Consider the following 24,463-nt stretch of genomic DNA (forward strand, 5'->3'; position numbering starts at 1 on the left):
TAACGGCGAATTAACGTTTGATTAATGGGGCGATCGGTTATGGATTGCCCTTTAGCCACTTATTCCCTCCTCTCTCGCAATGCAAATTTGCGTCGAACGTTTCATGGTCACCAAGCGATCGCCCCTCACCATCAGTCGCGGCACCAACCACGGCAGCACCAATCTCTGGCTGCGGATTTTTGCAGAGGGCTACGAAGGGTGGGGCGAGGCTTCCCCGGTGGTGCATGGGGCCCACGCCCAAACCACTGAGGCCTTGGCCAAGGCTCTGGAGTCGATCGGTCCGCAACTGGCCGGCTGCCACCCGCTCGATCGCCAGCAAATTGCCGATCGGGTGCGCTCGTTGCCCTCGGCGGCGCGGGCGGCGATCGATCTGGCCCTGTGGGATTGGACGGGCAAGCGATCGGGATTGCCCCTCTGGCAACTGTGGGGAGGCGATCGGGAACGGATTCCGCCCATTTCCGTAACGATCGGGATTGGCTCTCCGGTGGCGGCCCGGGAGCGGGTTCAACAGTGGCGATCGGTGATTGAAACCCCTTGGCTAAAGTTGAAGCTCGGTAGCCCCGAGGGGTTGGCGGCTGATCGGGCCCTGGTGGAAGCCGTGTTGGCAGAAGTCCCAACGGCCAAGATTTTGGTGGATGCCAATGGAGGTTGGGATTTGGCCGGGGCGATCGAGATGGCCCGCTGGTTAGCCGATCGGGGCGTGGTTTATCTGGAACAGCCCTTGCCCGTGGGCCAAGAAACCCAACTCGCAGAACTGAAGGCGCGATCGCCCCTCCCGATTTTTGTGGATGAAAGCTGTTTTGATGAGCGAGATATTCCGCAGCTTGCGCCCCACATCCACGGCATCAACATCAAGCTGATGAAATCCGGCGGTCTGACGGCAGCCACGGGGCTGGTGGCCACGGCGCGGGCCTGTGGCTTGCAAGTGATGTTTGGCTGCTATTCCGACAGTGCCTTGGCCAACACCGCCGCCTTGCAGCTAGGCCCCTGGGCCGATTACTTGGACTTGGATAGTCATCTGAATTTGATGGACGATCCCTTTGTGGGCGCGGCGATTGCGCCCGGTGGTCGGTTGTTGCCCCCGATCGAGCCAGGGCTAGGGGTGCAACGGCGCGATCAACCCGCCATTGAAGAGCCTTAGGCAGCAGCAGCCCCCGATCGAGACGGTTGGGAAGATCTAGGCCGTCGGGGCTGGTGAAATCAATGACACAACCACGATCGAACCTTCGCCTTGGGCCACCTCCGCTCGCAAGTTGGGGCCAAAGAAGCGCTCAATCTTGTCCCGCTTGGTCTGCCAGGTTTCAAAGGGCATTTTTGGAGATTCAAACTCCAGGATCAGCCCATAGTCTCCTTGCAAATCCACCTCTTCCACGCTGACCAGTTTGGGCCGTTCAGGATCCGTGGGAGCCAAGCCTAAACGCTCCAACGCCAGGGAAAGATGGGCCTCTTCGCCGTAGCGATAACGGGTGACATCCTTGCGCACCTGGTTTTGGGTGGAGGTGGCCAGGCGATCGCGCAGGGCAACGACCTCCGGCGACGTGGGAGTTTTGTAGGGGGCTGGTTTCAACTCCGCAGCCTTCAGGGCCAAGCCCCCCAACAGCAGCGGCACGCCGTAAAAAAAGGTGATCAGATTCAGGGTTGAGTTACCAATGACGTAGGCCACTGCCGCGATCGCCGTTAAGGCTCCACCGGCATAGAGCAAAATTCGAGCAAGGGGAAGGCTGCCAAACACGATCGCGTTCCGGGTATTCATTAACTAATGTAAATTCTGAGATGGAATGGCCCATTCGTCTAGCGGACGGGACGACCCCCAACTCCGCACCGACAGGACTGGACAACCGACCCGAACCCTTTTGCCCCCAACCCTTTAGAACGCTTTCGTAAAGCTGAGGATGACTGTGCCATGGATGTGCAAGTGCTGAAAGATCAGGTGCGATCGATTGCGGCCAAACGAGATTATTTATTGTCTCTGCTCGATCGAGCCGATTTGGGCCCGATTCGGATTGACGTGAACCAGGCCTTGGAAGAATTGGATGATTTGATTGCGGAATATGAGGAAGCTTTTCCCGGTGAGGCGATTCCCCAGGTCTAATTCCCCAAACCTGGGGGGCGCGATCAATCCCCAATCCCATCGGTAGCGGGGCCCCGCAGGAGACCCGAAAAACGTAGTAGCGCGACAAGCTTAATACATTGGGTCAAAGTTGCGGAGCCAGTCGTGGTAACAAGGGGCTTAAGCCCCTTGCTGCTTAACGATCAGGTGACGGTAATAGCTATGTAATTTAACCCAGATGAATTAAGGTAGCTACTTTAGTAGGGTCTTAAAAGTAAGGGCCTTAAAAACAGTGAACTAGCAGTCCTTGGGCGGCAGATAGTCCCGATCGCATTGCCGCTTCTAGGGATTGTCCCGGCGGATGAGCTGCACACCAGTCCCCCGCCACCGCCAGGGCGCGATCGGGATCAATCCAAAACCCGTCATCCAGCGGGTTTCGGGTGATCGCATAACGCCAACGGTGTACCTGAATCCATTCGGGCTGTTGTAGGTGCAAGCCCAGATCGGCCCCGGCGCGATCGAGCAGCGCTTGCCCCACGGCCTCCAGCGTTGGCACATCCCACAGCCGCTCGGCCACCGCGGCCGAACTTTGCAACAGCAACACCGGTTGCCCCATGGCCCAGATCCCGTCGGCCTTGCTGTCTTCGCGGGCTAACCAGCGCCAATCGGTGGGAATTTGGGCCCGAATTCCCTGCCAAGCTTCCCCACTGGGCAACTGCAATTCCCGATCGGGGCCATAGGCGGCCGTGACGCTGAAGCAGGGATCGAAGGTCACTTGGCGGGCCCGGCTGGCCCAGTCGGGAGCCACCGACTCCAGCAAGTCCGCCGCCTGGGGAGCCGGGATGGCCAGCACGATCGCCCCAGTGGTCCAAAATTCCTGCTGTTGCTCCGGTTCGATCGCCGCCGGAAAATCACACTGAATTGTCCAAGGTTCTCCCGGTGCCTCGGGAGCCGTCAGGGCGATGGCCCGGTGGCCACGGGCGATCGTTAACCCCGCTGCCAATTGTTTGGCCGCAACGCTCAGGCCAGCGGGCATGGCCCAGCGTTGATCCCCCGGGATGGTTTGCAAGCCCTCGGCGGTCAGGTGATGGAGCGGTTGGGGCCAAGGTTGCAGGTCGCCAGTGTTTTGCAGTTCCTGGATCCAAGCTTCCGTTAAGGGCCCCTGAGGTTCCAAGTAGGGCACGCCTCGATCGGCCCGACTGTCCAAATGGCGACGGGTATTTAACCGCCCACCCAAGCCCCGGGACTTTTCCAGCACCACGACCGATCGCCCGGCCGCTTGCAGTTGGCGGGCTGCCGTGAGTCCCGCCAAACCTGCGCCAATCACCACGACCGAATTAGAGGGAGTCAAAGCCGAGGGAAGCGTTGTCATAGGGACTTGATATCGGGGCGATCGGGCCAGGAATTTTACGGAGACTTTGCGTTATTTTTGGGGCAACCCAGCATCACGGGCTAAACGGCCAAGCCAATGGTCAGGGTTACCTGAACTTCAGACACCTAAGACGGAATGCAAAGAAAACCTAAAGATTGTAGCGAGATCTTACGTCAAGGCCATGGGCGTTTTCCCATCCCTTTGTACAATGGGGCTGACCCCAGGGCAAAGCAAATTTAGGCGTTGAGTTGCCATTCCTGCGCCCTTGTGTGACACCCTTGGGGGCGGTTGGCGCTGACTCATCCAAGCCATAAAAACCAAGCCATAAACAGGCTATTAGCGAGCCATTCATCGGCGGTTCAAACGCTATTTAAACGCTGGCAATCACGCTGGAAATGATGCGGAGTGGGGGCTGTGGACGAACTGCGAGCAGCATTGGAATTAGCAACTAATGATGAGTTGCGCGAACTGACGGAGATGCTGTTCGCGCGGAAGTTTAACCCATTGGACTACGTTGCTACGCCCGATCCCCTGTCGGTGCAGAGCCGCGATCGGGAAGCTTGGTTAGATGCGATCGACCGTCGATTTCGCTACTTGGCCGCCGATGGGCTAACGGTCTTGCGAGGGCGGTTCCATGAGGTGACCTACCGCGATGTGTTGGTCAGGGTTTGCCAACATTTGCGATTGCCCTACGGTGAAACCTGGACGGCAACGGAGTTGGAGGCGGAAATTTTTCTGCATTTGCTTGATCGAGCCTGGAAGCGATTGCCCAAGCGCCAGCGGGCCGCCCTGACCAAGGACTTGCAACGGTCGATCGCCACGATTCCCGGTATAGATGCCATTCCCGCAGCCCTGCGGCGTGATCCGGTGCGGCTGCTGTTGGAAGGGGGCGGCGCGATCGCCCTGGATGCGGTGGTGCGGCCCCTGGTGTTGCGGCAAATTGCCCAGCAGTTTGTGACCCACATGGTGCGATATCAGTCGGCCCAGGTGGCGATCGCGGCTTCCGGCGGCGCGGCGGCGGCCCTGGAAACCCAAGTGGCGGCCAAGATGGCCCAACGGGGAATGATGATGACGGCCGCTCGCTATGGTGCTGCGCAAACGGTATTGGCGGTGATGGGGCCCCTGATGTGGGGCTGGTTTTTTGCGGATTTGGGTTGGCGAACGATCGCTACCAACTACGGGCGGATTGTGCCAGCGGTGTTTGCCCTGGCCCAAATTCGGATGACGCGCGGCGATGACGCGATCGCCTACGGATTTGCCTAGGGAGCGAGCCTAGGCCATGGGGAAGTTGGCCGCGCTGGGGCGGGTTTGGCTGTGGCCCACACGCTCGATTGTGATTGACCCGGCCCTGTTGGGGCCTTGGGCGGGGCTTTGGTGGGGGCTGTTGGTTTTGCCCCTGAGTCCGGCCATGGGGGCGGTGGCGATCGGGCTGGGGATCCTTGCCACCTATTGGCAACGCTGGAATGCAATTCGGCGAGATCGGCTGGTTTGGGCCTGGGGGGCGATCGGCCTGGTGATGTTGCTGTCCTTGCCCGGTTCGCCCAACTTGGAGCGGGCGGCGTTGGGGCTGGCGAATTTCTTACCGTTTTTTTGGGCCTTTGGGGCCTTCAGCCAACTGATCACCCATCGATCGCACCTGCGGCCCTTGGCTCAGGCGATCGTGTGGGGTTGCCTGCCCGCCGTGGGGTTGGGGTTGGGGCAACTGTTTGGGGGATGGCGCGGCCCGGTGCGCATTGTGCCGGTGATTGACTGGATTTTGGCCGCGGGCGGCAATCCGCCAGGGCGACTGTCTTCGGCTTTTGAATATGCCAACGTGACCGCCAGCTACTTTGGGGTGGCGCTGGTGCTGGCCCTGGGGTTGTTGGTGATGGATGGGGAACGGTGGCGACAAGCGCAAACCCATCGATCGACCCATGCCGCCCTCGGTTGGGGGGTGATCCTGGGCAATGGATTATCGGTGCTGTTGCTGCTGGGGGCGATCGGGCTGACGGACTCGCGCAGTGGGTGGGCCCTGGCTGCGATCGACCTGTTGGCCACAGGACTATACGTTGGTTGGTTTTGGTTGTTGGCCCTGGCGGGCGGGGCGATCGCCTTGGCGCTGGGGGCGGCCTTTGGCCCGGAACCGGCCGCCGGGCCCCTGAGGGCGATCGTCCCGAAGGCCATTTGGGGCCGGCTGAATGATGCCCTTTATCCCGATCGCCCCGAAGCCACCCTGCGCCGGAGCCAGTGGGACTTTGCTTGGAATTTGGCAGCCCAGCGGCCTTGGACGGGGTGGGGATTGGGAAACTTCACAGGACTGTATCAACAGGCTACGGGCAATTGGCTAGGCCATCCCCACAACTTGGCCCTAATGTTGGCCATGGAAACGGGTTGGCCAGCGGCTTTGGGGCTGATTTGCCTCTGTGGCTGGATCATGACCCAGTTCACCCGGGCGATCGGTCGTTGGAGCGATCGGGAATCCCAAACCCGCTTAGCCGCTTGGGGCTTGGGATTCGCCAATCTTGCCGCTTACCATTTCTTGGATGTCACCCTGTTTGATTTGCGGGTGAATTTATTGGGCTGGGTGTTGTTGGCGGGAATGCATGGCTTGCTCAAGGCCTAGGCCGGTTGTGGCAGGCATGGGCTGACAGGGGCTGGGATCGGTTGCCAAAGCGGATGGCCCCGAAACCCAGCCCATTGAGCGCCTAACGCCTAAACTGCCAGTTCGTAGGGGCTTTCCAGCTTATCCAACTGCCGCATCAGCAGGCTCAGGAACAGACCCACATCGGTCACCACGCCCACGGACTCCAGAGAGCCGCGATCGGCCAGTTTTGTCACCACCGCCGGGTTGATGTCCACGCAAACCAGCTTCACACCCGCTGGGGTCATGTTGCCCACCCCGATCGAGTGGAGCATGGAAGACAGCATGATGATGGTGTCTGCCCCTTCCAGCAGTTTGGCGTAGGCCTGCTGGGCTTCCACCATGTCCGTCACCGTATCCGGCAAGGGGCCATCATCGCGGATTGATCCCGCCAGCACAAAGGGCACATCCTGTTTGACGCACTCATACATGATCCCGTTGGTCAACACGCCCTGTTCAACGGCCTTGGCAATGTTGCCGCAACGGCGAATGGTGTTGATCGTCTTCAGGTGGTGGCGGTGGCCGCCGCGCACGGCGATTCCTTGCTTCATGTCCACCCCCAAGGAAGTGCCCATCAAGGCCTGTTCCATGTCGTGAACGGCGATCGCGTTGCCGCCCAGCAATGCATGGACATAACCTTCGCGGATCAGCCGCGAAAGGTGCTCACCGCCGCCCGTGTGGATCACCACTGGCCCCGCAACCACAACGGTTTTGCCGCGCCGTTCCCGCACCTGGCGCAGTTCCCAAGCAATTTGTTCCACCACCAGTTCCACGCGGCGCTCGCTGGAAACGCCGGATCCCATGAAGGTAAATTCCTGGGACTCGCGGGCCGTGCGATCGCCCCGGGCCTCTGCCTTGCGCACCGTGCGGATGCCGTCAATGCCGGTCACCACATATTCACCCAACTCCAGATCCCGCAGCAGTTTGCAGCGAGCCACCGGTTGCCCTTCGTTCAGACCCGAGATCGCGATCGCCCCGTCCATGCGTTGGTTTTGCAGACGCACCCACCGGCCTTGGATCCGCACTTCCGTGGGGTAAATGGTGGTGACGTAAAAGTCATCGGGAGCCACGCCGGGCAGCTCAACGGGTTCCAACTGAGCATCCCGTTCGGAGCGATCGTCCGGAGCCACGGCCCCCAGATCGATCAACTGAGCCATCAATTCTTCCATCACCTCATGGGACGGTGCGGAAACCTTGATCCGAGCGGCGGAGGTGCTTTGGCGCTGCTCACCCAACCGGAAATCCAACACTTGGAAGCTGCCGCCTCCTTCCACAATCAAGTCCAGGGCGCGGTTAATTAGCCCCGAGTCCAGCAAGTGCCCTTGCATTTGGATCACACGGGTTTCAACGCCGGCCACCGCATGGCGATCTTCCATCACCGGCTCATTCACCCGCAGGGTCAGGCACTTGGCCGCACCACCCGCTTTCAGAAATTCCGTGAGGGGCGTTTCCACCACCTCAAACCCGGCCCGCGCCAGGGCGGATTTCAGGCTGTTGCTGGCCTTGTTCATGACCACCACTTGGCCCAGGTTCACGGAGTTGCAGGCAAAGTTCACCGCGTCGGCTTCCTCGATCGCGATCCGCTTGGCCGCCGGAACCCGTCGCTCAATCAGTTGGTTGGAGTAGGCATCGAATGCACCGGGATAGTAGAGCAAGTAGCCGCCTTCGAGGGGGCAGAAGCAGGTATCCAGGTGATAGAACCGCTCATCAACCAAGTGCAAAGACAGCACCTCAATATCCAGCCATTGGGCCAGGTAGGGGTGCGAGTCCAATTCGGAGCGGAAGCCATAGCCCGCCCAGAGCCAACGCCCTTCGCGATCGAACAGGGCATCGCCGGCCCCTTCAAAGGGCAAATCCTTGGGCAGTTCGTAAACCGTGAAGCCGTTTTGCTCAAACCAGGCTTTGAAGTAGGGTTCTTCGCCCTGCCGTTCCTTGTGATAGAAGCGACTGAGAACGGCCTTGTCTCCCAGCACCAGGCCGGCGTTGGCGGTGAACACCATGTCGGGCCAACCTTTGGCCGGTTCCACCAAATCGACGATCGCCCGAGCCTTGAGCACTTTGTAGAGTTTTTGCCACTGCTCCACTGCCCGATCGCGCGAGGACTTGTGGACATTGCCCTCCATCCAGGGATTAATCACATAATCCACGTCGTAGTGGTCAGGCGAGCACATCAGAATGCGAAGCTGGGCGGTCATAACAATGTCAGGTTGTGTGTGGGCCGAGGTTGAGCAAACAAGCCGTGGTCTAAACCCCGATCCAAGGTTGAATCAGGGAGTGATTGGGGCGCGGGTTCTGTGGAGGTTATTCTAAAAAATGCCCCCGTTCCGCAAGGTTCACAGGCGACAGTTTTCAGAGTCATTTTCAGGGCCGAGGTTGGGGCGATCGGGTGCCGATGGGCACGGAAACGGCTCAGTGGGCAGGGGTGGAATCGGTTGGGTTGGGGGTTTGGGCGGGTTCCGTCTCTGAGGGAGAACTGATCGGGATCGGTCGCCAACGCCACCACCCGATCGCCCCCAATAGCCCAATCATCAGGCCGCCAATGCCCACCCAACTAGGAACCCAAAACACCGCTTCGATCGTGGTGACCGTACCCGGCTCCAGAGTCCAAACCCAGCGCCCCAGTTGCCGTTGGGGGCTGGGGCGGTTGGGCTGGATCGGGCCCGGTTGTCCCGTTTGGGGGTTCAAGTCGGGTTCCGGGTGGGGCGGTTGGATGGTGCCTTGGCCCCAATGGGGCACTCGCAAGCCAAATTGCCAACGCAGGAGCCGGCTCGTGTCCACCAGGGCCAACTGCTCGCCGCCCAGGGCCGCCAGCGATCGCAAGTCCACCTCGTAGCGAAGTTGATTGCGGACGGCGACTAACCAATTTTGCTGCTGCAATTGGAACTGGCTGGGAAAGGCCAAGGAATCGAGCAAAGCCGGATCCGGCAACGAATTCCCATTCACCTTTGGCGTTTGATCGGCCAGCCGATCGCCCCCTCTGGCAATGGACTTCGTTTGGGCTGCGGTGGTCTGGTGGCCGGAGCGATCGCCAGACTTTGCCGCCTCTTGATCGACGAGTCCCAGGGTCTGGCCGAATGTCTGAAAGGTGGATTGTAAATCTTGCCCGTTCTGGAAGGGAATGGCGATCGTCAGGGTTCGATCGCTTTGTTCCAACACTTGCCCTCCGATCGTCCTGGCTTGGGCGGCCCAGCGATCGAGCCAAGCCTTAGCCGTGGCCTCGCCCCACACCTGCCACCCTTCACTCAGTCGCACCGTTTGCACCAACGTGCCATGGTTGGCATCCGGAAACCGCACCTCCGTATCCAAATCCACACAGCCACCCAGCAACACCAGCCAAGCCACCACCAACAACACCCGCAACGGGCGCAACCCCCACGCCCCCCTCGATCGCCCCCGACGTTGCCCAATGTTTGACCGCCTTCCGGTTCCCGTTAGTCCAGCAGGGCGAGGATGAACGGTGGAGGCTGGGGTTGAGAGAGGCGATCGCTGCGGCATGATCCTCATGAAGGCCTGGGCAAAGGTTAATCAACTGCTTTTAAATCAACTGCTTTTAACAGAGGGATGCACTCGTTAACAGAGATTCATTTTTTGTCACAAGCAGCCTAGAAGTGGCTTGTTATGCTGGATTCAGAGGACAGACCCCATTGAACCGGGCTAAAAACCCTCGGTCTTCGGAAGATCCTGCCGATTGCCGATGGGAGTGGCAACATCCGCTGAATTGAATTGGCTGAATTGAAATCAAATTTGCTGAATTTTGCTGAATTGCCTTCGTGACTGGCGGGAGCACCATGAGGCGGTGATCTACGGCCGAATAACCGCGAGTAACCGTCTAATCAATAAACCGCCCAAATAAGTCCAATAACTAGATAGATCGGCATTGACCGATCGAATCCAGCTTAACCGAGGAGAGATCATGACGACTGCGCGCGTCTCCTCCCCGCAAGTCCTTTGCGTGGGTGAATTGCTTTGGGACTGTCTGGCTGATCAACCCGGCCTATCGATCGAAGCGGTGGAGTCTTGGACAACCTACCCCGGTGGTGCGCCGGCCAATGTGGCTTGTGCCCTCAGCCGGTTGGGGGTGTCGGCTGGGTTTGTGGGCTGTATGGGCAGTGAGCAGTCGGCCGATCGCCTGCTGGGGGAACTGCAAAGTTTGGGAGTGAATTTAGAGGGGGTGCAACGTCATCCCACGGCCCCCACCCGTGAAGTTTGCGTCTTGCGGGACGATCGGGGCGATCGACAGTTTGCCGCCTTTCGCAGCGGTGGATACATTGGCCACGACACCCGAGAATTTGCTGATACCCGGCTGCAGGCTTCCTTGCTGTTGGCGCGGCAGTTCCAAGCTGCCGATTGCTTGGTGTTGGGCACTTTGGCCTTGGCCTATCCCGACAGCAGCGCCGCCATCCGCCGGGCCTTGGACTTGGCCGATGAGCACTATCTCAAGATTGTGTTGGATGTGAACTGGCGATCGGTCTTTTGGCCCGACCCAGGTATCGCACCGGGATCGATCATGCCGTTGCTGGAGCGGGTGGATTTTCTGAAGTTGGCGCGGGAGGAGGCCGATTGGCTGTTCCATACCCACGATCCCATCGCGATCGCGGACAAGCTGGATCACCTAGAAGCCGTGCTAGTCACGGACGGGGAGCGCGGTTGTCATTACTGGATCAGTGGCCATGGGGGAGTGATGCCCGCTTTCAAGGTGCCTGTGGTGGACACCACCGGGGCAGGCGATGCTTTCACGGCGGGGTTTGTGGCGCAACTGTTGGAACGGGGGCTGGCGGCCTTGGCGGATCCGGCCATTGCCCGATCGGTCGTCGCCTTTGCTAGCGCGGCCGGGGCCCTGACCACCACCAACCCGGGGGCGATCGATGCCTTACCCCTGCGATCGGCCATTGAGGATCTGTTGCGATCTCAGGGATTGTCAGGCTTGAGCTGAGGTTGCCATGAACCACGAGTGATGATTGCGATCGACCATGCGACAACCAGGGTGGATCAACGGGGCTGATCCATGGGGCTAATCAACGGTCAAAAAATGCCCATTTCCGTTGATTTGGCAAGCACTTGAGAAACAAAGTTGCACGATCAACAAGTATTTGTTACATTATTTTACAAATAGGAGTTGGTCGATGAAAACCAACAGTCGCACAGCCCATCCGTGGGGCTTCACCGCCACCGCCGAAGTTTGGAATGGTCGCTTGGCAATGCTTGGCATCCTTGCGGCTATGGTCACAGAATTGCTTTCCCGACAAGGGGTCATGCACTTTTGGGGACTGCGCTAGCGGCAGCACGAGGGCAGATAGCGACTGTCGTGATTCGGATACCAGTCTCTCTAGTCTCTAAGGTCTCTAAAGTCAGGTGAGTGGGAGTTTTAAACGGCTCCCATTTTTTTATGGATAGTTTTTTATGGATAGTTTGGGTCTTTTTGATGCGTGCTGATGGATTGTTTATGGCTGTTTTTGATCAATATTGCGACCCTCGGCATTGCGACCCTCGGCATTGCGACCCTCAGCCTGAGAGGATGCCTGAGAGTTAACTTGGGGCACTTACACAGCAGGTAGTGTTGGGGTAGTGCCGTAGTGCAGTAATGATGGGCTAGTGAAAGGCTGACGCTGTAAGCGATCAATTGCCAAAAAATATTATCAATTCACAAAATTAACTCTTTCAAGTATAAAGATATAAACTATAAAAAATACACTATAAAAATGCACGCTATTTATGTTTTTGTGAATAGCAAGCTTGCCACTTTGAAAACCTGAGCAAACGAGCCACTCGTTCAGGTCGATCGGGACAGGGGCGATCGGGAGGAAAGGTCGGCACTGGAATTGGAATTGGAATTGGATGAAGAAGGGTTGCGGGAAGAGTTGGGGAAAGCGGGCAATTCATGCACCGACTCAGCGGGAGGATTCAGAGGTGGAGCCGGAGCCACCCGCTGGGCTGGGCGGGGCAAATCATCGCGCCAAGGGCCCAACAGTTGCACCGAAACCCAGGCATAGCCCGCATAGGCCGGAATGGTGGCCGCCGCGAGTAGGGCGGCAATCCCCCAACCCCAATTGCGGAAGCCGGGCCCTTGGTATTGGGTGCGATAGGGATCAAAGGGCAGAGCCGATAGATCCAGTTCGTCGCGCAAGTGCAGCGGCCGCCGAAATCGCACCCGACGATCATCAAACTTTTCCAACAAAATCCAACCGGCCAGGGCTTCTTCGCGACAAAGTTGGGCAAAGGTGACAGGATTGGCAAAGAGGGGGCGCTTGGCTCGCACAATTTTGTATTCCCACTCGATCGCCTGGCGCTCCGAAGGCGCGGTGTCTAGGGGGGGTAAGGCGGCCACGGCCGGATCGATCGGGCGGTGCAAGCTCCGCAAAAACTCAACGCAATCGATTAAGTCGGGCTGTGGTGCGAGGTCGCGTTGCCCGGCGCTGGGGTCTATTTCCCGCAGCACCGATGTGAAGTCTTGGGGCGATCGGCTGGCGGGGGAACGGGTCATCCGGCGCGTGGGCCACAATGGCACCTCACGGGAATCGGCATCGTAATCATCGCGATCGTAATCATCGCGGTAATGATCAAAACCTTCTTCACGAGCTTCATCCGCCGAGGGGAAGCCGGAAGCATCGGGGCCGGATTGCACCGTCATTGCTGCTGAAGCCTGTTGGAATGCGTATGGTGGAATGCGTATGGTGAAATGCGTATGGTGAAATGCGTATGGTGAAATGCGTACCGTGGAAGATATATCCGCTTTGGGCATTGGGTGGCGAGATGAGCCTCATTGTATCTGAGATATTTCCGTTGGTCGGTGGTGGGCTGGGCCAGACCCGGAGCCAGGAAGCGGGTGGGCGATCGCCCCTGAATGAGCGATCGCTGAAGGGTCGATCAGGCCCTTGGCGCTGGTTGCTTTGGGGGGCGATCGTCCTGGGGCCCGTGCTGATACCCGTTACCAATGCCAATGCCCAAGCCGCCGAACCACCCACCCCCGAGCCAAACAGCAACCCCTGCGGCCCGGCGGTGCTCGATCGACTAGTTCGCCATCGGTTGGCCGCCGGAGAAACCGTCGAAAGCCTCGCCAGTCGCTATAACCTGCTGCCGAGCACCCTGTTGGCCCTGAATCCCAACCTGCGGGGCGGCCAACTGCCCAAACCCGGCACGGAAATTTTGATTGCTCCCATTAACGGAATTCTGGTGGAAACCCAACCGGGCGACAATTGGCAGTCGATCGCCCAGCAATACCGCGTTCGGGCCGACTCCTTGTTTACGGTCAATGGTTGCCAGACCCAACCGGGGCGATCGGTCTTTGTGCCCGGCGTGCTTTGGTCCCCGATTGACCCCGGAGTCGGTGCGCCCCCCAGTGCCAGCGACCCCGACAACGACCTGCTGCGCTACCCCCTGTCGGAAATTAGCCGCCCCCTGACGGACTTTGGTTGGCAAGTGGGGCCCGCCGGAGCTGCCGTCTTTAACAGTTACATCACCCTTGAAGCCCGACCCAGCGCCGTTGTCTTGGCCGTTGGGCCCGGAACCGTCGCCTTTGTGGGCCCCAACTCCGGCTATCCAGGGCAACTGGTGGTGATCAATCACCAGGGCGGCCGCCAAACCCGCTACGCCAACCTGGGAGCCACCTCCGTCCAGCGCGGGCAGCGGGTCAACGCTGGCACTCGCTTGGGCACGATTCCCAGCCGCCCCGTCAACGGCCGCAGCCGTGGCCTGTGGTTTGAAGTTCGCTACAACTCCTCCGTAGGTTGGGTGGCGCAAAATCCTGGCCCCTACCTGCAACGCATGGAACCGGCTCGATCGACCCCACCCAATCCCACCGCCCCCGCTGGCAACCGACCCAGCCCACGCCCCAGTCCGCCCCGTAACGGTTCCAGCAATCGATGACGGTTGGCCTTCGCTTCTGAATTGACCGCGATCGCCCGACCCGATAAGGTTCTAGGAGGAAATTTCTAGCGCAATAGGCAACCCCGAACCTTGGCTAAGACCGTCATTGCAGGCAACTGGAAAATGTATAAAACCCAGGCCGAAACCCTGGAGTTTTTGAAGCCCTTCGTTGAGCAAATCGCCGAAACCCCGGACGATCGCGAAATTGTGCTGTGCGTTCCCTTCACGGATCTCAGCGTGCTGTCCAATGCTCTTCACGGCAGCCGCATTCGCATCGGCGCACAAAACGTCCACTGGGAAGCCAACGGAGCCTATACCGGCGAAATTTCGGCTGAAATGCTGACCGAACTGGGTGTTCGCTACGTGGTGGTGGGCCACAGCGAACGGCGGCAATATTTTGGTGAAACCGACGAAACCGTCAACCGCCGATTGAAGGCGGCCCAAGCGGCCGGTTTGACCCCGATTTTGTGTGTGGGCGAAACCAAACAACAGCGCGACGCAGGCGAAACCCAAACCCACATTGCCCAACAATTGAAGGCGGGGTTGGTGGGCGTGAACCTCAGCAATCTGGTGATTGCCTACGAACCCATTTGGGCGATCGGCACCGGGGACACCTGCGAATCCAAAGAAGCCAACCGAGTGATTGGCTGGATTCGCGATCAACTCAATGGTGAAGACTTGCCGATTCAATACGGCGGTTCCGTCAAGCCCGAGTTGATTGATGAAATCATGGCCCAACCGGAAATTAACGGCGTGTTAGTGGGTGGCGCTAGCCTTGACCCGATCGGCTTTGCTCGGATTGTGAATTATCAATAATTGCCATCATTATTGCCACGATCTGCTCCACTGTTTTCCTTTGTTTTTTCAACCATTTCTAACCAATAGGTAGGCGATCGGGATTGCATATTTGCTCGATCGTCTGCCTACGTTTTTATAATGCCAATTACGTTGATACCAATTACGTTGATACCAATTACGTTGATACCAATTATGCCGATTTTCAGAAACTTGCCCTGAATTGCGTTGCAATTGTTGCTTGAAAACGCTAGGCACTACCTGTGAGGTGATGACTTGCCGCATTCGATCTCCCGCACCCCAGGGTTTTCGCTAGCTCATCATGACTGAATCACAGCACTATTCCCCATCATTCCCTAATCATTATTACTACTGCTACCTTCCTCTTCCGTTTCTGCCTGCCCTCCAAACGTGCCGCCGGGGCCAAATAAGGACGTGGCCGCCTCATCCAACTGCTGAAAAAAGAGCAGGAAACCCAAAACATCTCGGAACGGTTGGGTCACGGTGTTCAAGGCATAGGTAATGCGAGCGATGAGGTTGCGATTCACAACCACCACGTCGTTATCGCGCAGGGGAGGATTATTTGCCGGATCGCCCATAAACGCAGCTTTGCCATCCAGAATCCGGGTGACCGGTTTGCCCTGTTCTGGATCAAAACGAATGAGGGCAATTCGCCGGAGCCGGGCGGTATCTAATGACACGCCATTGAGCGCATCAATGAAGGTGCTGCCGTTGGGCAGGGTGAGGGTGACCAGGCCACCGCGACCGGCATAGTTCACCATCCGAATCCGAATGGCGGCGCGGGCTACGTTGCTGCGGGCCATCAGGTCTGCGTCATAGCCCGGATCAATGCCGGATTCGCGCCGAGGCACCACGATCGCATCGCCATCTTGCAGATAAATCCGTGGTTCCGGGGCCCCCTCCACGAGCAGCGAGAGCAGGTTCACGTTTTTCTCGATCGTGGAGCCGTCGGGCAGTTGGCGGCGAACTTTGATGGCCCGTAAATCGGCCCAGTCGGTTGCTCCACCGGAGGCCACTAGGGCGGTCACAACCGTATCAAAGGGACTGACTCGATAGAACCCGGGTTTGACCACTTCACCAGTGACCACAATGTCGGGATTCACGGGGGTGAGCACGCCGACGGTGACGATCGGGTTAACGAGATAGCGTTCGTAACCCTGCTGTAGAAACTTTTGCAGTTCGGCGGTGGTTAGCCCTTCCGCATTGACGATTCCCAGTAGGGGGACGGAAATTTGCCCCTGAACATTGACGATGGTGGAGGTGTTCAGTTCGGGGAAGCCTTGCACCTGAATGGCGATCGTGTCGTAGGACGAGAGGCGATAGACCCGCCATTCCGGGGGCGGTGCGGTGAGGGATTCGGGCCAGTCGGGAATGGGTTGCCCCGGTTGTCTCGGTTGTCCCAGTTGTCCCGGTTGTCCCGGTTGCCCCGGTTGCAAAAGTGGCACTGGGGCGGCGTTGGGGCCAGAGGATTGAGCCGGGGCCGGGCCGGGGGCCGGTTGGGCTGGGGGTGTTAGGGTGGCTGGCGGCCGGTTGGGCTGGGGGGCCGCTTGGATGGGTCGGAGTTGGGGGCGATCGGGGCCCGATCGGGGAATGTCCGGAAACACGACTTCAGCGGTGGATGCGGCGGTGGACGGATCGGAATTGCGATCGGGCTGATTGACGGGCTGATTGGTGGGCTGATTGATAGGTTGATCCAAACCTGAGCCATTCGCTCCCTGGCGAGGCGTTTGGGCCAAGACGGCGATCGCCTGACTACTGAGCAGGACGATCGGTAAACAACGGCTGAGGGCCAAGGTCAGGGCGGGCAGGGAGGAACGGGCCATAGGACAGAAAAGGGCAGCAACGGCAGAATCAGCGGCATCCAACGCATCCAATCAGCAGAATCCAATCAGGGGCCAAGGGCAGCAATGCCACCCCGATTGAGCCATGCAGCAATTCGCGATCGGCGCTAGCGATCGACCTTGGGTGGGGCGGGTTTCAGCGGCCCCGTCAGCAGGACTTGCTGCACCTGTTGCGCCAGGTCGGTTAAGCGGGCTTGATAGTTCTGATCCCACTCATCCAAAGGCTTATCCGTAGGCAACAGCAAACTGACCGCTACCCAAGGGGTGTGGCCCTGTTGCCATTGGGCCAGTTGATCGCGCCAAAACCATTGGCTGGGGGCCGGGTCGCCCCCTTGGGGCCAGGCATACCAGGACAGCAGGAAATAGGTTTGGTGCTGACTGGTCCAAAGCCGCAACAGCCGGGCCCGGAAGGGCGGCAGGCCCGTCGGGGCTAGGGTCAAGGTCTGTTCTGAGTCTGTTTGCAGGCCGTCGCCCAACCAGTTGCCGGAGTCGAGGGCGGTCCATTCCACTTGGGGCCGATCGCGCCCGCGCTTCATGGGCATCAGCAGCAACACGGCGCGATCGCGTTGGGTCGCAGCGTTGGGAGTTGCGCCCGGGCCTTGGGGCCGCACTCGCTCGATCGGCTGCCAAAGCCACTGTTCACCGCCCAAACTGCGCTGGCTGATCTGTTGGGTTTGCCAACCGGGGATGGCTAAACCCTGTTTGGGTAATTGCCGCAGGGTTTTCAGTTGGCTGGGGTTGCCGGCCCGTTGCCAGCGCCAGGCCCCGCCCGCCACATAACCCGGCAAGGATCCCAGGGCGATCGCCCCCAACAGGCCCAGGGCCAGCAGTTTGGAGCGGTGGCGGCCCCAGAAATTTTGAGCGGAGGTGGGTTGCGAGTCCGAAGTGGAAGAGTCGGTCATGGGAGAACAGCAGCGGCGGGCAAGGACAGGCTCAAGAGCAAAAATTAAACGAAAGCAATCAAACGAAAGCAATCAAACTAAAAACCAAACTAAAAACAAAGCAAAGCTCAAAACACCGACTACAACACGAACCCAAACAGCAACAGATGCACCACGATTAGCTGATCCGCAGGAAAATCCTCTCGCCAGGATAGCGGGCTGGGGCTGGTGGCCGCCAAGGGCAACGCGATTGCCCGGGGAGTCGATCGACCCGTCTGGCGATCGATTCGGGATCGATTCGGGATCGATTTGAAGTCGATGAGATGGCCGCAAATTACCAAGGACTGCCAATCGTGGTGAAGCTGGCCCAATAGTAGGGGTGAGCTAGGGAAAAAGTCGCTAACTTGCTCGACTCCGGCGGCAAATCGACAACGCCACCGGGAAACACCAAGCGCCCATCTTCGGCCCGGGTTTGCCCCCGCAACATGGCAATTTGGGCCCGACGCAGGGCTTCCGCTTTGATGGGAGCCGATCGCAGGGCATCATAGAACCCCGCCATCAGCCCCAAGGTTCCCTCATCACTCACATACCAGAGGCTGGCTACAACGGATTTCACCCCCGCATCCACCGCAAAGCCCGCAAAGCCCAACTCTGCCGACTCATCCCCGATCGCCGTGCGACAAGCACTCAGCACCAACAATTCCACGGGCGGACTGCCCAACCCCAAGTAGCGCAAATCACTGACGGCTAACCGGCGATCCCATAACCGCACAAAGGAATCCTGGGGAGAGCCGGGCCGAAAGTCCGCGTGGGTGGCCAGATGCAAAATCGGGAACGGGTTCGATCGCCGCTGGCGTTTCAGGTTTTCTAAGTTGAACTCTTCATTCAGAAAGGTTTTGTCCCGGGGAATGAGTCGTTGGATCGTGGCCAGTTCCACCGGCACGGCGGGCAACGGCGGCAAATCCGTGAACTCCGAGGCCCCAAAACTGAGCACCGGGGCCGATCGAATGGGTTCAAACTGCGTATCGGTCAGGTTAATGCTGGGAATTAACCCAACGCTGTATTTTTCAATCAAAAACTGCTGGCCATCGTGCAATACGGACACGGGCAGCGATCGCATTCCGCGATCCATCGAAAAGGCGATCGTGTCCACCTGATGGCGCACCAAATCTTCAGCCACGGGCCCCACAATCCAGCGGTATAGCTGCTCGGCCGGGGGGCGGTAGGTGTTGCTGATGCGAGCAACGGGGGTGGTGATGGCGGCTCGCAAATCAATCACCGCCTTCAAAACCCGATCGCGCTGGGCCTCGCGCACCACTCGATAGATCGGTGGCGCATCGGGAATCACCAAAATCACATCCAACTGCTCAGGGCGAGCGAAGGTATACAAAATCGCCGGTTTCAGGCCCGTTTTTGACTCCAAGCGGCGCAACGTGCCCTGAAGATCGGGAAAACTCTGCACATCGTTGCTCAGGGCCCGACCCAGGTGGTTGTTGGTGAGGGTGGTATAGAGTCGATCGATTTCCACCGCCGCCCGATCCGAAGCACCGTCTTTCAGGTGACCCATAATTTGACGACGGGCCGCCTGTTCAATGTCCGTGTCCGTCAAATTGTCCCCCGATTGCTCCCCGTCGCCCACGGGCCATTGCTGCACGACGCGCTCCGCTTCCGGGTCGGCGCGATCGCCCTCCACTTCTGGTTCCATACCGGGCGTGGGCGTGGGTGTTGGGCTAGGGATAGGACTGGGACTGGGGCTAGGTGTGGGACTCGGGGAAGGACTGGGACTGGGGCTAGGTGTGGGACTCGGGGAAGGACTGGGACTGGGGCTAGGTGTGGGACTCGGGGAAGGGCTGGGACTGGGGCTAGGCGTAGGGCTTGGAGTAGGGCTAGGACTGGGGCTAGGCGTAGGAACTGGCTCACCTGTGGTGATGAATTCGATGTTGCCCTGGGTGAAGGGGCCGGGAAACGAACCGGTGCTGATGGTGCTGCTGCCGGTGGAAACGCCGCCCGCCAAACCATTGCCGTCCCTGCTGGGCGTTTCGCCCACCACCAAGGGCACAACGGGCGTTTGGGAACCGCCGCCATGGGTGATGCGCACGGCATTCCCTCCCTGGCCGCCGCCCGTGGCAATGCTGGTCAAAACGCCCGATCGGTCAATGAAGGCCCCCAGGGCCCGGAAAAAGCGCGTGCTCACAATGTCCACGCTGCCGCCGAGACCATCGCTCCCCCCTTGGGCGTTCAGGCTGGTGATTTGCACATCGCCCGGGCCCGTGAGGGTGAGGTTGGCGTTGCCGCCGTTGCCCCCAATGGCGCTGAGATTCAGGGTTCCCAAACTGATGCCGGTGCTGGCGCGGGCCTGGAGATTGCCGCCTTGGCTGTTGCCGCTGGCGTTCAGGTTGCCCCCACTGATCTGCTCGGTGGCGCTGATCAGCGTGATGCTACCGGCGGTGTTTTGTCCCTGGGTGCTGAGGCTGCCAAAGCTGAGGGCCCGTTGGGCCGTGAGGGTGATGTTGCCGCCGCCGTTGCCCGCGGCCGTGATCAGACCGGCGATCGCGGCGCTGTTGTTGCTGCTGGCGATCGCCACATTGCCGGCCACGCCAATCACCGGAGCACTGGTGGATAGGTCGCCACTGAGGGCGATCGGGCCGCTGCTGTCGATCGTCACGCCGCCGCCGCTGCCATTATTGCCGATCGCCTGGAGATTGCCCCCCACCGTCACCCCCGTGCTGCCATTGAGCGTGACCGCTCCGCCGGACTGACTGCCGCTGCTGGTGATGGCTCCGGTGGCGATCGCCCCGCCCGAGGTGCGCAATGTCACTTGCCCCCCGATCGGGCCCTGGCTGGAGATTGCGCCAGTGGTCAGGTTACCCGGCGCAGACAGGTTAATCGCCCCGCCGATGGTGTTAATGTCGCCCGTGGTGATGGAGCCGCTGCTGCTATTGAGGGTGATCGGGCCACCTGTGCTACCGGTGGTGCGCAAGGAGCCGGTGGTGATGCTGGAGCCGGCCGAGAGGTCGATCGCCCCGCCCTGGGTTTCCAGTCCCCCGATCGAGATCGCCTCGCCCGCTTGAATGGTGATTGGTGCGCCCAAGGTGCTCAACACATCGGCGGAATCCAAAAACCGCAGATCGCGCCCGGCTGTGAACCGCACCGACCCACCATTGGTCATCTGTAGGCTGAGGCGGTTATCGGGCAAGTTTTCCAGCAAAATATCCCGCTCCGCCTCCAGGATCAGGTTAGCGGTGCTCAATAACCGCTCCAAGCTCCCCTCACTGATTGTGAAGTCCACGGGAGCGGGTGGCCCCGTAAAAAAGCCTTGATCGGTGCGCAGAATCTGATTTTCTGGCTGGCCAAAGGGCACATTACTACTCAGTTGTGAATCATCAATGCCCACTAAACCGGGCACAATCCGAATATCCTGGGGATCCAGCAGCAGCGTGCCCAAGGGGCCCAAGGGAGCCGTCAGATCCACCGTTCCCCGCACGGCCAATTCCCCCTTGGCCGACAGCTCCACAAAACCACCTGGGCCACCGTTGGGGCCGCCCCGGGCCGCGATCGCCCCGCTATACCAAGTCAAACCATCGGCCCAGACAATCACCTGACCGCCGGCCCCTTGATCGGTGGCATTGGCCTGAATTTGGCTGGCCCGATCGACCCAAGTGGCCCAAGCGCTGAACAGGTTACCGCTGCCCCGTTCGCTGCCGCCAATTTGTACCCGACCGCCCCCCTGAGGGCCGCTGGCTTCCAAGTTAGCCCCCACCAAACCCACCCGATCGCCCCCGATCGTGATGCTACCGCCGGGGCCGGTGGAGCGGGCGGTGTCCAGGTTCCCAGCCACCACCACACCCCGATCGGGCAAGGCCACGGGCCCCGATGCGGCAGACTGCAACAGCACCGAGCCATCGGGATTGATCACCAACTGGGATGCGGCGGCGGTGGGGCTACCGGCCAACAAGTCCGCCAGCGATCGCCCCCCGATCGCCCCCGGTTCCGGCAAGGCCACTTCCAAGGTCAAGGTGGATCCATCGGGCGCGATTCTGACCCGATTCGTACCGGGAATGGCGGCCACGGTCACGTTACCCCCGGGCGCTTGCAGCCGGCCCGTGGACACCACGGAACCACCGCCCAACAGCCACAGATTTTGTCCTTCGCCCACGGCTAGGGAACCCCAGCTCAACAGATGACCCGGGCGATCGCTCACAAAATCTAGCCATTGCAGGGAACCGCTCAAGCCGCGAAAGTCCACGGGCCCTTGGGCAGAAAACCAACCGCCATCGCTGAAACCCAGCCGATCGGCGGTGGTGGCCATAAACGAAGCGGGCACATCCAACCGGGCCCCAGCCCCAAACAGGATCCCCGCAGGATTCATTAGATATAAGTTGGGCTGGCCGCCGGAGATCCGAATCAACCCTTCAATCACGGACGGTTCACCCCCAGTGACGCGCCCGACGATCGCCCGCAAGTCTGGTGTGGCCAAAAAGTTGGCAATTTCCTGGGGACTGAGGCCCAGCCGCTGAAAGCTATGGAACAGGTTATCGCCCGATCGGGTTCCGCCGCCGATGTTGTATTGGTTGCCCTGTTGTTGAACGGTAGTGCCCAGGCCGTCGTTGGCGGGAACGATCGCCGGTTCGGCATGGACGGGGCTGGCCATGAGGGCCATGCCGATTCCAAAAATCCCGATCGCCGTTTGCCGGTAACTACCCATGGCTTTTCCTCGCTCGATCGCTGGGGGTGGATCTGTCCTTAGGGCGATCGTAGCTCGCAAACGGTTGATTAACCCTGGCTTAACGTGAATTCGGGATCGGTTTTTGCGAGTTTCCAATCAAGTGGGGGCCCCAGCGAGTGGGGCCACCTTGCCCGCCGCCGCGCCCAGCCCCGTCGCCGTCTTTTGTTTCCAATCAAGTGGGTGCCCCAGCGAGTGGGGCCCTGGAAACGCGCTTGGGCGGGTAACGGTTTTTGGGTTTCCAATCAAGTGGGTGTCCCAGCGAGTGGGGCCTGTGCATTTGGCGCGATCGGGCGCACTGGCTCGCGAGTTTCCAATCAAGTGGGTGCCCCAGCGAGTGGGGCCCTGATATGGACTGGAATCGTGTTGTTTCGATTTGCCCTGTTTCCAATCAAGTGGGTGCCCCAGCGAGTGGGGCCTCACCATGCTGCTGACACCGCTAGCGCGGCCGCTAGTCACGCGAGTTTCCAATCAAGTGGGTGCCCCAGCGAGTGGGGCCGCCCCATCCGATCAATCAGACGAAGATCTATTGATCGAACGTTTCCAATCAAGTGGGTGCCCCAGCGAGTGGGGCCGGCAGACTTGACTCGCCCGATGGCTGCTTTTGCAGACTGGTTTCCAATCAAGTGGGTGCCCCAGCGAGTGGGGCCCCGTTCTGCATCCTCAGTCACGGTTACCGCAGATGTTTCCAATCAAGTGGGTGCCCCAGCGAGTGGGGCCCTCGGAGAAGGTGCTGATCAGCCATCAGACGAACCCATAGAGTTTCCAATCAAGTGGGTGCCCCAGCGAGTGGGGCCCTCGTCGATATTGCTGGCGCAAAAGCAAGAAGGGAGGTTTCCAATCAAGTGGGTGCCCCAGCGAGTGGGGCCGTTCCTTTGATTGCCTATTTTCGCTAGATGCTTCTCTGGGTTTCCAATCAAGTGGGTGCCCCAGCGAGTGGGGCCTTGCATTTCCTGCCTGAGTCTTTTCTATGAAAATCAAGTTTCCAATCAAGTGGGTGCCCCAGCGAGTGGGGCCTGATGGCACTTCCACTGCTTGGCATCTCTGGCTCGTGGTTTCCAATCAAGTGGGTGCCCCAGCGAGTGGGGCCCGATTGGGCTGTTGAGGTTCTGGAGTTGCAGCAAGACTGGAAGGTTTCCAATCAAGTGGGTGCCCCAGCGAGTGGGGCCAAGAGCTACCGGCAACGCGCCGGGGGGTGACGGTAGGTTTCCAATCAAGTGGGTGCCCCAGCGAGTGGGGCCGCCAGCTCGGTTTCCCCCGAACTGCTGATCAGCCAGTTTCCAATCAAGTGGGTGCCCCAGCGAGTGGGGCCCAGCGCTGGCGGCGGTGGATTGGTGATCAGCTTGATTCGGTTTCCAATCAAGTGGGTGCCCCAGCGAGTGGGGCCAAGCAGCCACTTCGGGAGCCGCCCCCCGGTGTGCAAAGCAGGTTTCCAATCAAGTGGGTGCCCCAGCGAGTGGGGCCTTGCGGCTAATGAGCTGATTGAGGGTGGTGCAAACGGCGTTTCCAATCAAGTGGGTGCCCCAGCGAGTGGGGCCGGCTGACAGCGGTGGCAAGTAGTAGTCAATCGAGCGGATGTTTCCAATCAAGTGGGTGCCCCAGCGAGTGGGGCCCGGTGGAGCCTGCTCTTCTGTGGCTGGTTGTTCGCGTTTCCAATCAAGTGGGTGCCCCAGCGAGTGGGGCCAGGGTTAATTAGTTGGCTTAGTTGGTGTAAATAGGCAGGTTTCCAATCAAGTGGGTGCCCCAGCGAGTGGGGCCTCGGCATCCCAGTATGTCGATCAAAAACCTGTCGGGGTTTCCAATCAAGTGGGTGCCCCAGCGAGTGGGGCCTCCGATTGGGGGTTCGCAGTTTAGGCCCCAAAAGGTGGTGTTTCCAATCAAGTGGGTGCCCCAGCGAGTGGGGCCCCCCGCTGCCCGAAAATTCGGACGCGATCGACGCGCTGTTTCCAATCAAGTGGGTGCCCCAGCGAGTGGGGCCTTCCAAGCACCGCAATGGGCCAACGGGCACATTCAAGTTTCCAATCAAGTGGGTGCCCCAGCGAGTGGGGCCCAGATACCAGGTCAGCAGGGCGATCACGCTGGACGTTTCCAATCAAGTGGGTGCCCCAGCGAGTGGGGCCCCAGACAGCACCCCCGCCTTGCGGATTTCGCCGTCAAACTGTTTCCAATCAAGTGGGTGCCCCAGCGAGTGGGGCCTTAAGTATTGCGTTGTGCAGTGCGATGACGGGACGGTTTCCAATCAAGTGGGTGCCCCAGCGAGTGGGGCCACTTTTACCGCTACCACTAGCACCATGAAA

The 24,463-nt window shown here is 59.8% G+C and carries 16 protein-coding genes and 1 CRISPR repeat array (1 of these 17 cut by a window edge); of the genes, 8 read left to right on the forward strand and 8 right to left on the reverse strand.

Annotated elements, in window-relative coordinates; genetic code table 11:
- Nucleotides 1-79: 79 nt before the first annotated feature.
- Nucleotides 80-1,141 (forward strand): dipeptide epimerase, encoded by a 1,062-nt coding sequence (locus tag VPK24_RS04495; RefSeq protein WP_393010916.1) that lies wholly within the window; start codon nt 80-82, stop codon nt 1,139-1,141.
- 36 nt (nt 1,142-1,177) lie between these two features.
- On the opposite strand, the gene VPK24_RS04500 is transcribed toward VPK24_RS04495, so the two are convergent.
- The gene (locus tag VPK24_RS04500; RefSeq protein WP_393010934.1) at nt 1,178-1,732 is read right to left on the reverse strand and encodes a DUF2854 domain-containing protein; all 555 of its coding nucleotides are present in this window, start codon (nt 1,730-1,732) and stop codon (nt 1,178-1,180) included.
- Between the two features lie 171 nt (nt 1,733-1,903).
- Here VPK24_RS04500 and VPK24_RS04505 point away from each other — a divergent pair, with 171 nt between their 5' ends.
- Nucleotides 1,904-2,092: a hypothetical protein gene (locus tag VPK24_RS04505; protein ID WP_099532295.1), complete on the forward strand. Its 189-nt coding sequence runs from the start codon at nt 1,904-1,906 to the stop codon at nt 2,090-2,092.
- Nucleotides 2,093-2,333: 241 nt separating this feature from the next.
- On the opposite strand, the gene VPK24_RS04510 is transcribed toward VPK24_RS04505, so the two are convergent.
- Nucleotides 2,334-3,422: an NAD(P)/FAD-dependent oxidoreductase gene (locus tag VPK24_RS04510; protein WP_393010917.1), complete on the reverse strand. Its 1,089-nt coding sequence runs from the start codon at nt 3,420-3,422 to the stop codon at nt 2,334-2,336.
- Between the two features lie 414 nt (nt 3,423-3,836).
- Here VPK24_RS04510 and VPK24_RS04515 point away from each other — a divergent pair, with 414 nt between their 5' ends.
- Nucleotides 3,837-4,685, forward strand: coding sequence for a YaaW family protein (locus VPK24_RS04515; RefSeq protein ID WP_393010918.1), 849 nt, complete (start codon nt 3,837-3,839; stop codon nt 4,683-4,685).
- Nucleotides 4,686-4,701: 16 nt separating this feature from the next.
- Nucleotides 4,702-6,024 carry an O-antigen ligase family protein gene (locus tag VPK24_RS04520; RefSeq protein ID WP_393010919.1) on the forward strand — a complete coding sequence of 441 codons (1,323 nt, stop codon included), beginning with the start codon at nt 4,702-4,704 and terminating at the stop codon, nt 6,022-6,024.
- A gap of 89 nt (nt 6,025-6,113) precedes the next feature.
- On the opposite strand, the gene argZ is transcribed toward VPK24_RS04520, so the two are convergent.
- Both argZ and VPK24_RS04530 read right to left on the reverse strand, forming a co-directional pair.
- Complete coding sequence (gene argZ / locus VPK24_RS04525; RefSeq protein WP_393010920.1) at nt 6,114-8,237, reverse strand: bifunctional arginine dihydrolase/ornithine cyclodeaminase; 2,124 nt, start codon at nt 8,235-8,237, stop codon at nt 6,114-6,116.
- A gap of 214 nt (nt 8,238-8,451) precedes the next feature.
- Entirely contained in the window at nt 8,452-9,546 is a 1,095-nt protein-coding gene (locus VPK24_RS04530) for a DUF3153 domain-containing protein (protein ID WP_393010921.1), read from the reverse strand.
- A 409-nt stretch (nt 9,547-9,955) separates the two neighbouring features.
- On the opposite strand from VPK24_RS04530, the gene VPK24_RS04535 reads away from it, so the two are divergent.
- The gene (locus tag VPK24_RS04535) at nt 9,956-10,975 is read left to right on the forward strand and encodes a carbohydrate kinase family protein (protein WP_393010922.1); all 1,020 of its coding nucleotides are present in this window, start codon (nt 9,956-9,958) and stop codon (nt 10,973-10,975) included.
- Nucleotides 10,976-11,165: 190 nt separating this feature from the next.
- The gene (locus tag VPK24_RS04540; RefSeq protein ID WP_393010923.1) at nt 11,166-11,318 is read left to right on the forward strand and encodes a chlorophyll a/b-binding protein; all 153 of its coding nucleotides are present in this window, start codon (nt 11,166-11,168) and stop codon (nt 11,316-11,318) included.
- A 494-nt stretch (nt 11,319-11,812) separates the two neighbouring features.
- On the opposite strand, the gene VPK24_RS04545 is transcribed toward VPK24_RS04540, so the two are convergent.
- On the reverse strand, nt 11,813-12,670 hold the full coding sequence (locus VPK24_RS04545; protein WP_393010924.1) for a hypothetical protein: 858 nt from the start codon (nt 12,668-12,670) through the stop codon (nt 11,813-11,815).
- A 122-nt stretch (nt 12,671-12,792) separates the two neighbouring features.
- Here VPK24_RS04545 and VPK24_RS04550 point away from each other — a divergent pair, with 122 nt between their 5' ends.
- Both VPK24_RS04550 and tpiA read left to right on the forward strand, forming a co-directional pair.
- Nucleotides 12,793-13,905, forward strand: coding sequence for a peptidoglycan DD-metalloendopeptidase family protein (locus tag VPK24_RS04550; RefSeq protein WP_393010925.1), 1,113 nt, complete (start codon nt 12,793-12,795; stop codon nt 13,903-13,905).
- Between the two features lie 90 nt (nt 13,906-13,995).
- On the forward strand, nt 13,996-14,721 hold the full coding sequence (gene tpiA, locus VPK24_RS04555) for a triose-phosphate isomerase (RefSeq protein WP_190354424.1): 726 nt from the start codon (nt 13,996-13,998) through the stop codon (nt 14,719-14,721).
- 335 nt (nt 14,722-15,056) lie between these two features.
- Here tpiA and VPK24_RS04560 read toward each other — a convergent pair whose 3' ends face one another.
- From VPK24_RS04560 to VPK24_RS04570, 3 genes are all read right to left on the reverse strand, one after another.
- Complete coding sequence (locus VPK24_RS04560; RefSeq protein WP_393010926.1) at nt 15,057-16,544, reverse strand: polysaccharide biosynthesis/export family protein; 1,488 nt, start codon at nt 16,542-16,544, stop codon at nt 15,057-15,059.
- Nucleotides 16,545-16,669: 125 nt separating this feature from the next.
- On the reverse strand, nt 16,670-17,464 hold the full coding sequence (locus VPK24_RS04565) for a cyanoexosortase B system-associated protein (protein WP_393010927.1): 795 nt from the start codon (nt 17,462-17,464) through the stop codon (nt 16,670-16,672).
- Between the two features lie 313 nt (nt 17,465-17,777).
- Entirely contained in the window at nt 17,778-22,148 is a 4,371-nt protein-coding gene (locus VPK24_RS04570) for a CHAT domain-containing protein (RefSeq protein WP_393010928.1), read from the reverse strand.
- 109 nt (nt 22,149-22,257) lie between these two features.
- Nucleotides 22,258-24,463: direct repeats of the CRISPR family, unit length 36 nt; unit sequence GTTTCCAATCAAGTGGGTGCCCCAGCGAGTGGGGCC (it continues 3,749 nt past the right edge of the window).

It is taken from the genome of Limnothrix redekei LRLZ20PSL1 (assembly GCF_043235035.1).
Classification (GTDB): Bacteria; Cyanobacteriota; Cyanobacteriia; order CACIAM-69d; family CACIAM-69d; genus CACIAM-69d.

Coding starts and splice junctions, on each gene's coding strand:
- VPK24_RS04495 (WP_393010916.1), top strand. CDS start 80: ATGCAAATTTGCGTCGAACGTTTCATGGTCACCAAGCGATCGCCCCTC.
- VPK24_RS04505 (WP_099532295.1), top strand. CDS start 1,904: ATGGATGTGCAAGTGCTGAAAGATCAGGTGCGATCGATTGCGGCCAAA.
- VPK24_RS04510 (WP_393010917.1), bottom strand. CDS start 3,422: ATGACAACGCTTCCCTCGGCTTTGACTCCCTCTAATTCGGTCGTGGTG.
- VPK24_RS04520 (WP_393010919.1), top strand. CDS start 4,702: ATGGGGAAGTTGGCCGCGCTGGGGCGGGTTTGGCTGTGGCCCACACGC.
- argZ (WP_393010920.1), bottom strand. CDS start 8,237: ATGACCGCCCAGCTTCGCATTCTGATGTGCTCGCCTGACCACTACGAC.
- VPK24_RS04530 (WP_393010921.1), bottom strand. CDS start 9,546: ATGAGGATCATGCCGCAGCGATCGCCTCTCTCAACCCCAGCCTCCACC.
- VPK24_RS04535 (WP_393010922.1), top strand. CDS start 9,956: ATGACGACTGCGCGCGTCTCCTCCCCGCAAGTCCTTTGCGTGGGTGAA.
- VPK24_RS04540 (WP_393010923.1), top strand. CDS start 11,166: ATGAAAACCAACAGTCGCACAGCCCATCCGTGGGGCTTCACCGCCACC.
- VPK24_RS04545 (WP_393010924.1), bottom strand. CDS start 12,670: ATGACGGTGCAATCCGGCCCCGATGCTTCCGGCTTCCCCTCGGCGGAT.
- VPK24_RS04550 (WP_393010925.1), top strand. CDS start 12,793: ATGAGCCTCATTGTATCTGAGATATTTCCGTTGGTCGGTGGTGGGCTG.
- VPK24_RS04560 (WP_393010926.1), bottom strand. CDS start 16,544: ATGGCCCGTTCCTCCCTGCCCGCCCTGACCTTGGCCCTCAGCCGTTGT.
- VPK24_RS04565 (WP_393010927.1), bottom strand. CDS start 17,464: ATGACCGACTCTTCCACTTCGGACTCGCAACCCACCTCCGCTCAAAAT.
- VPK24_RS04570 (WP_393010928.1), bottom strand. CDS start 22,148: ATGGGTAGTTACCGGCAAACGGCGATCGGGATTTTTGGAATCGGCATG.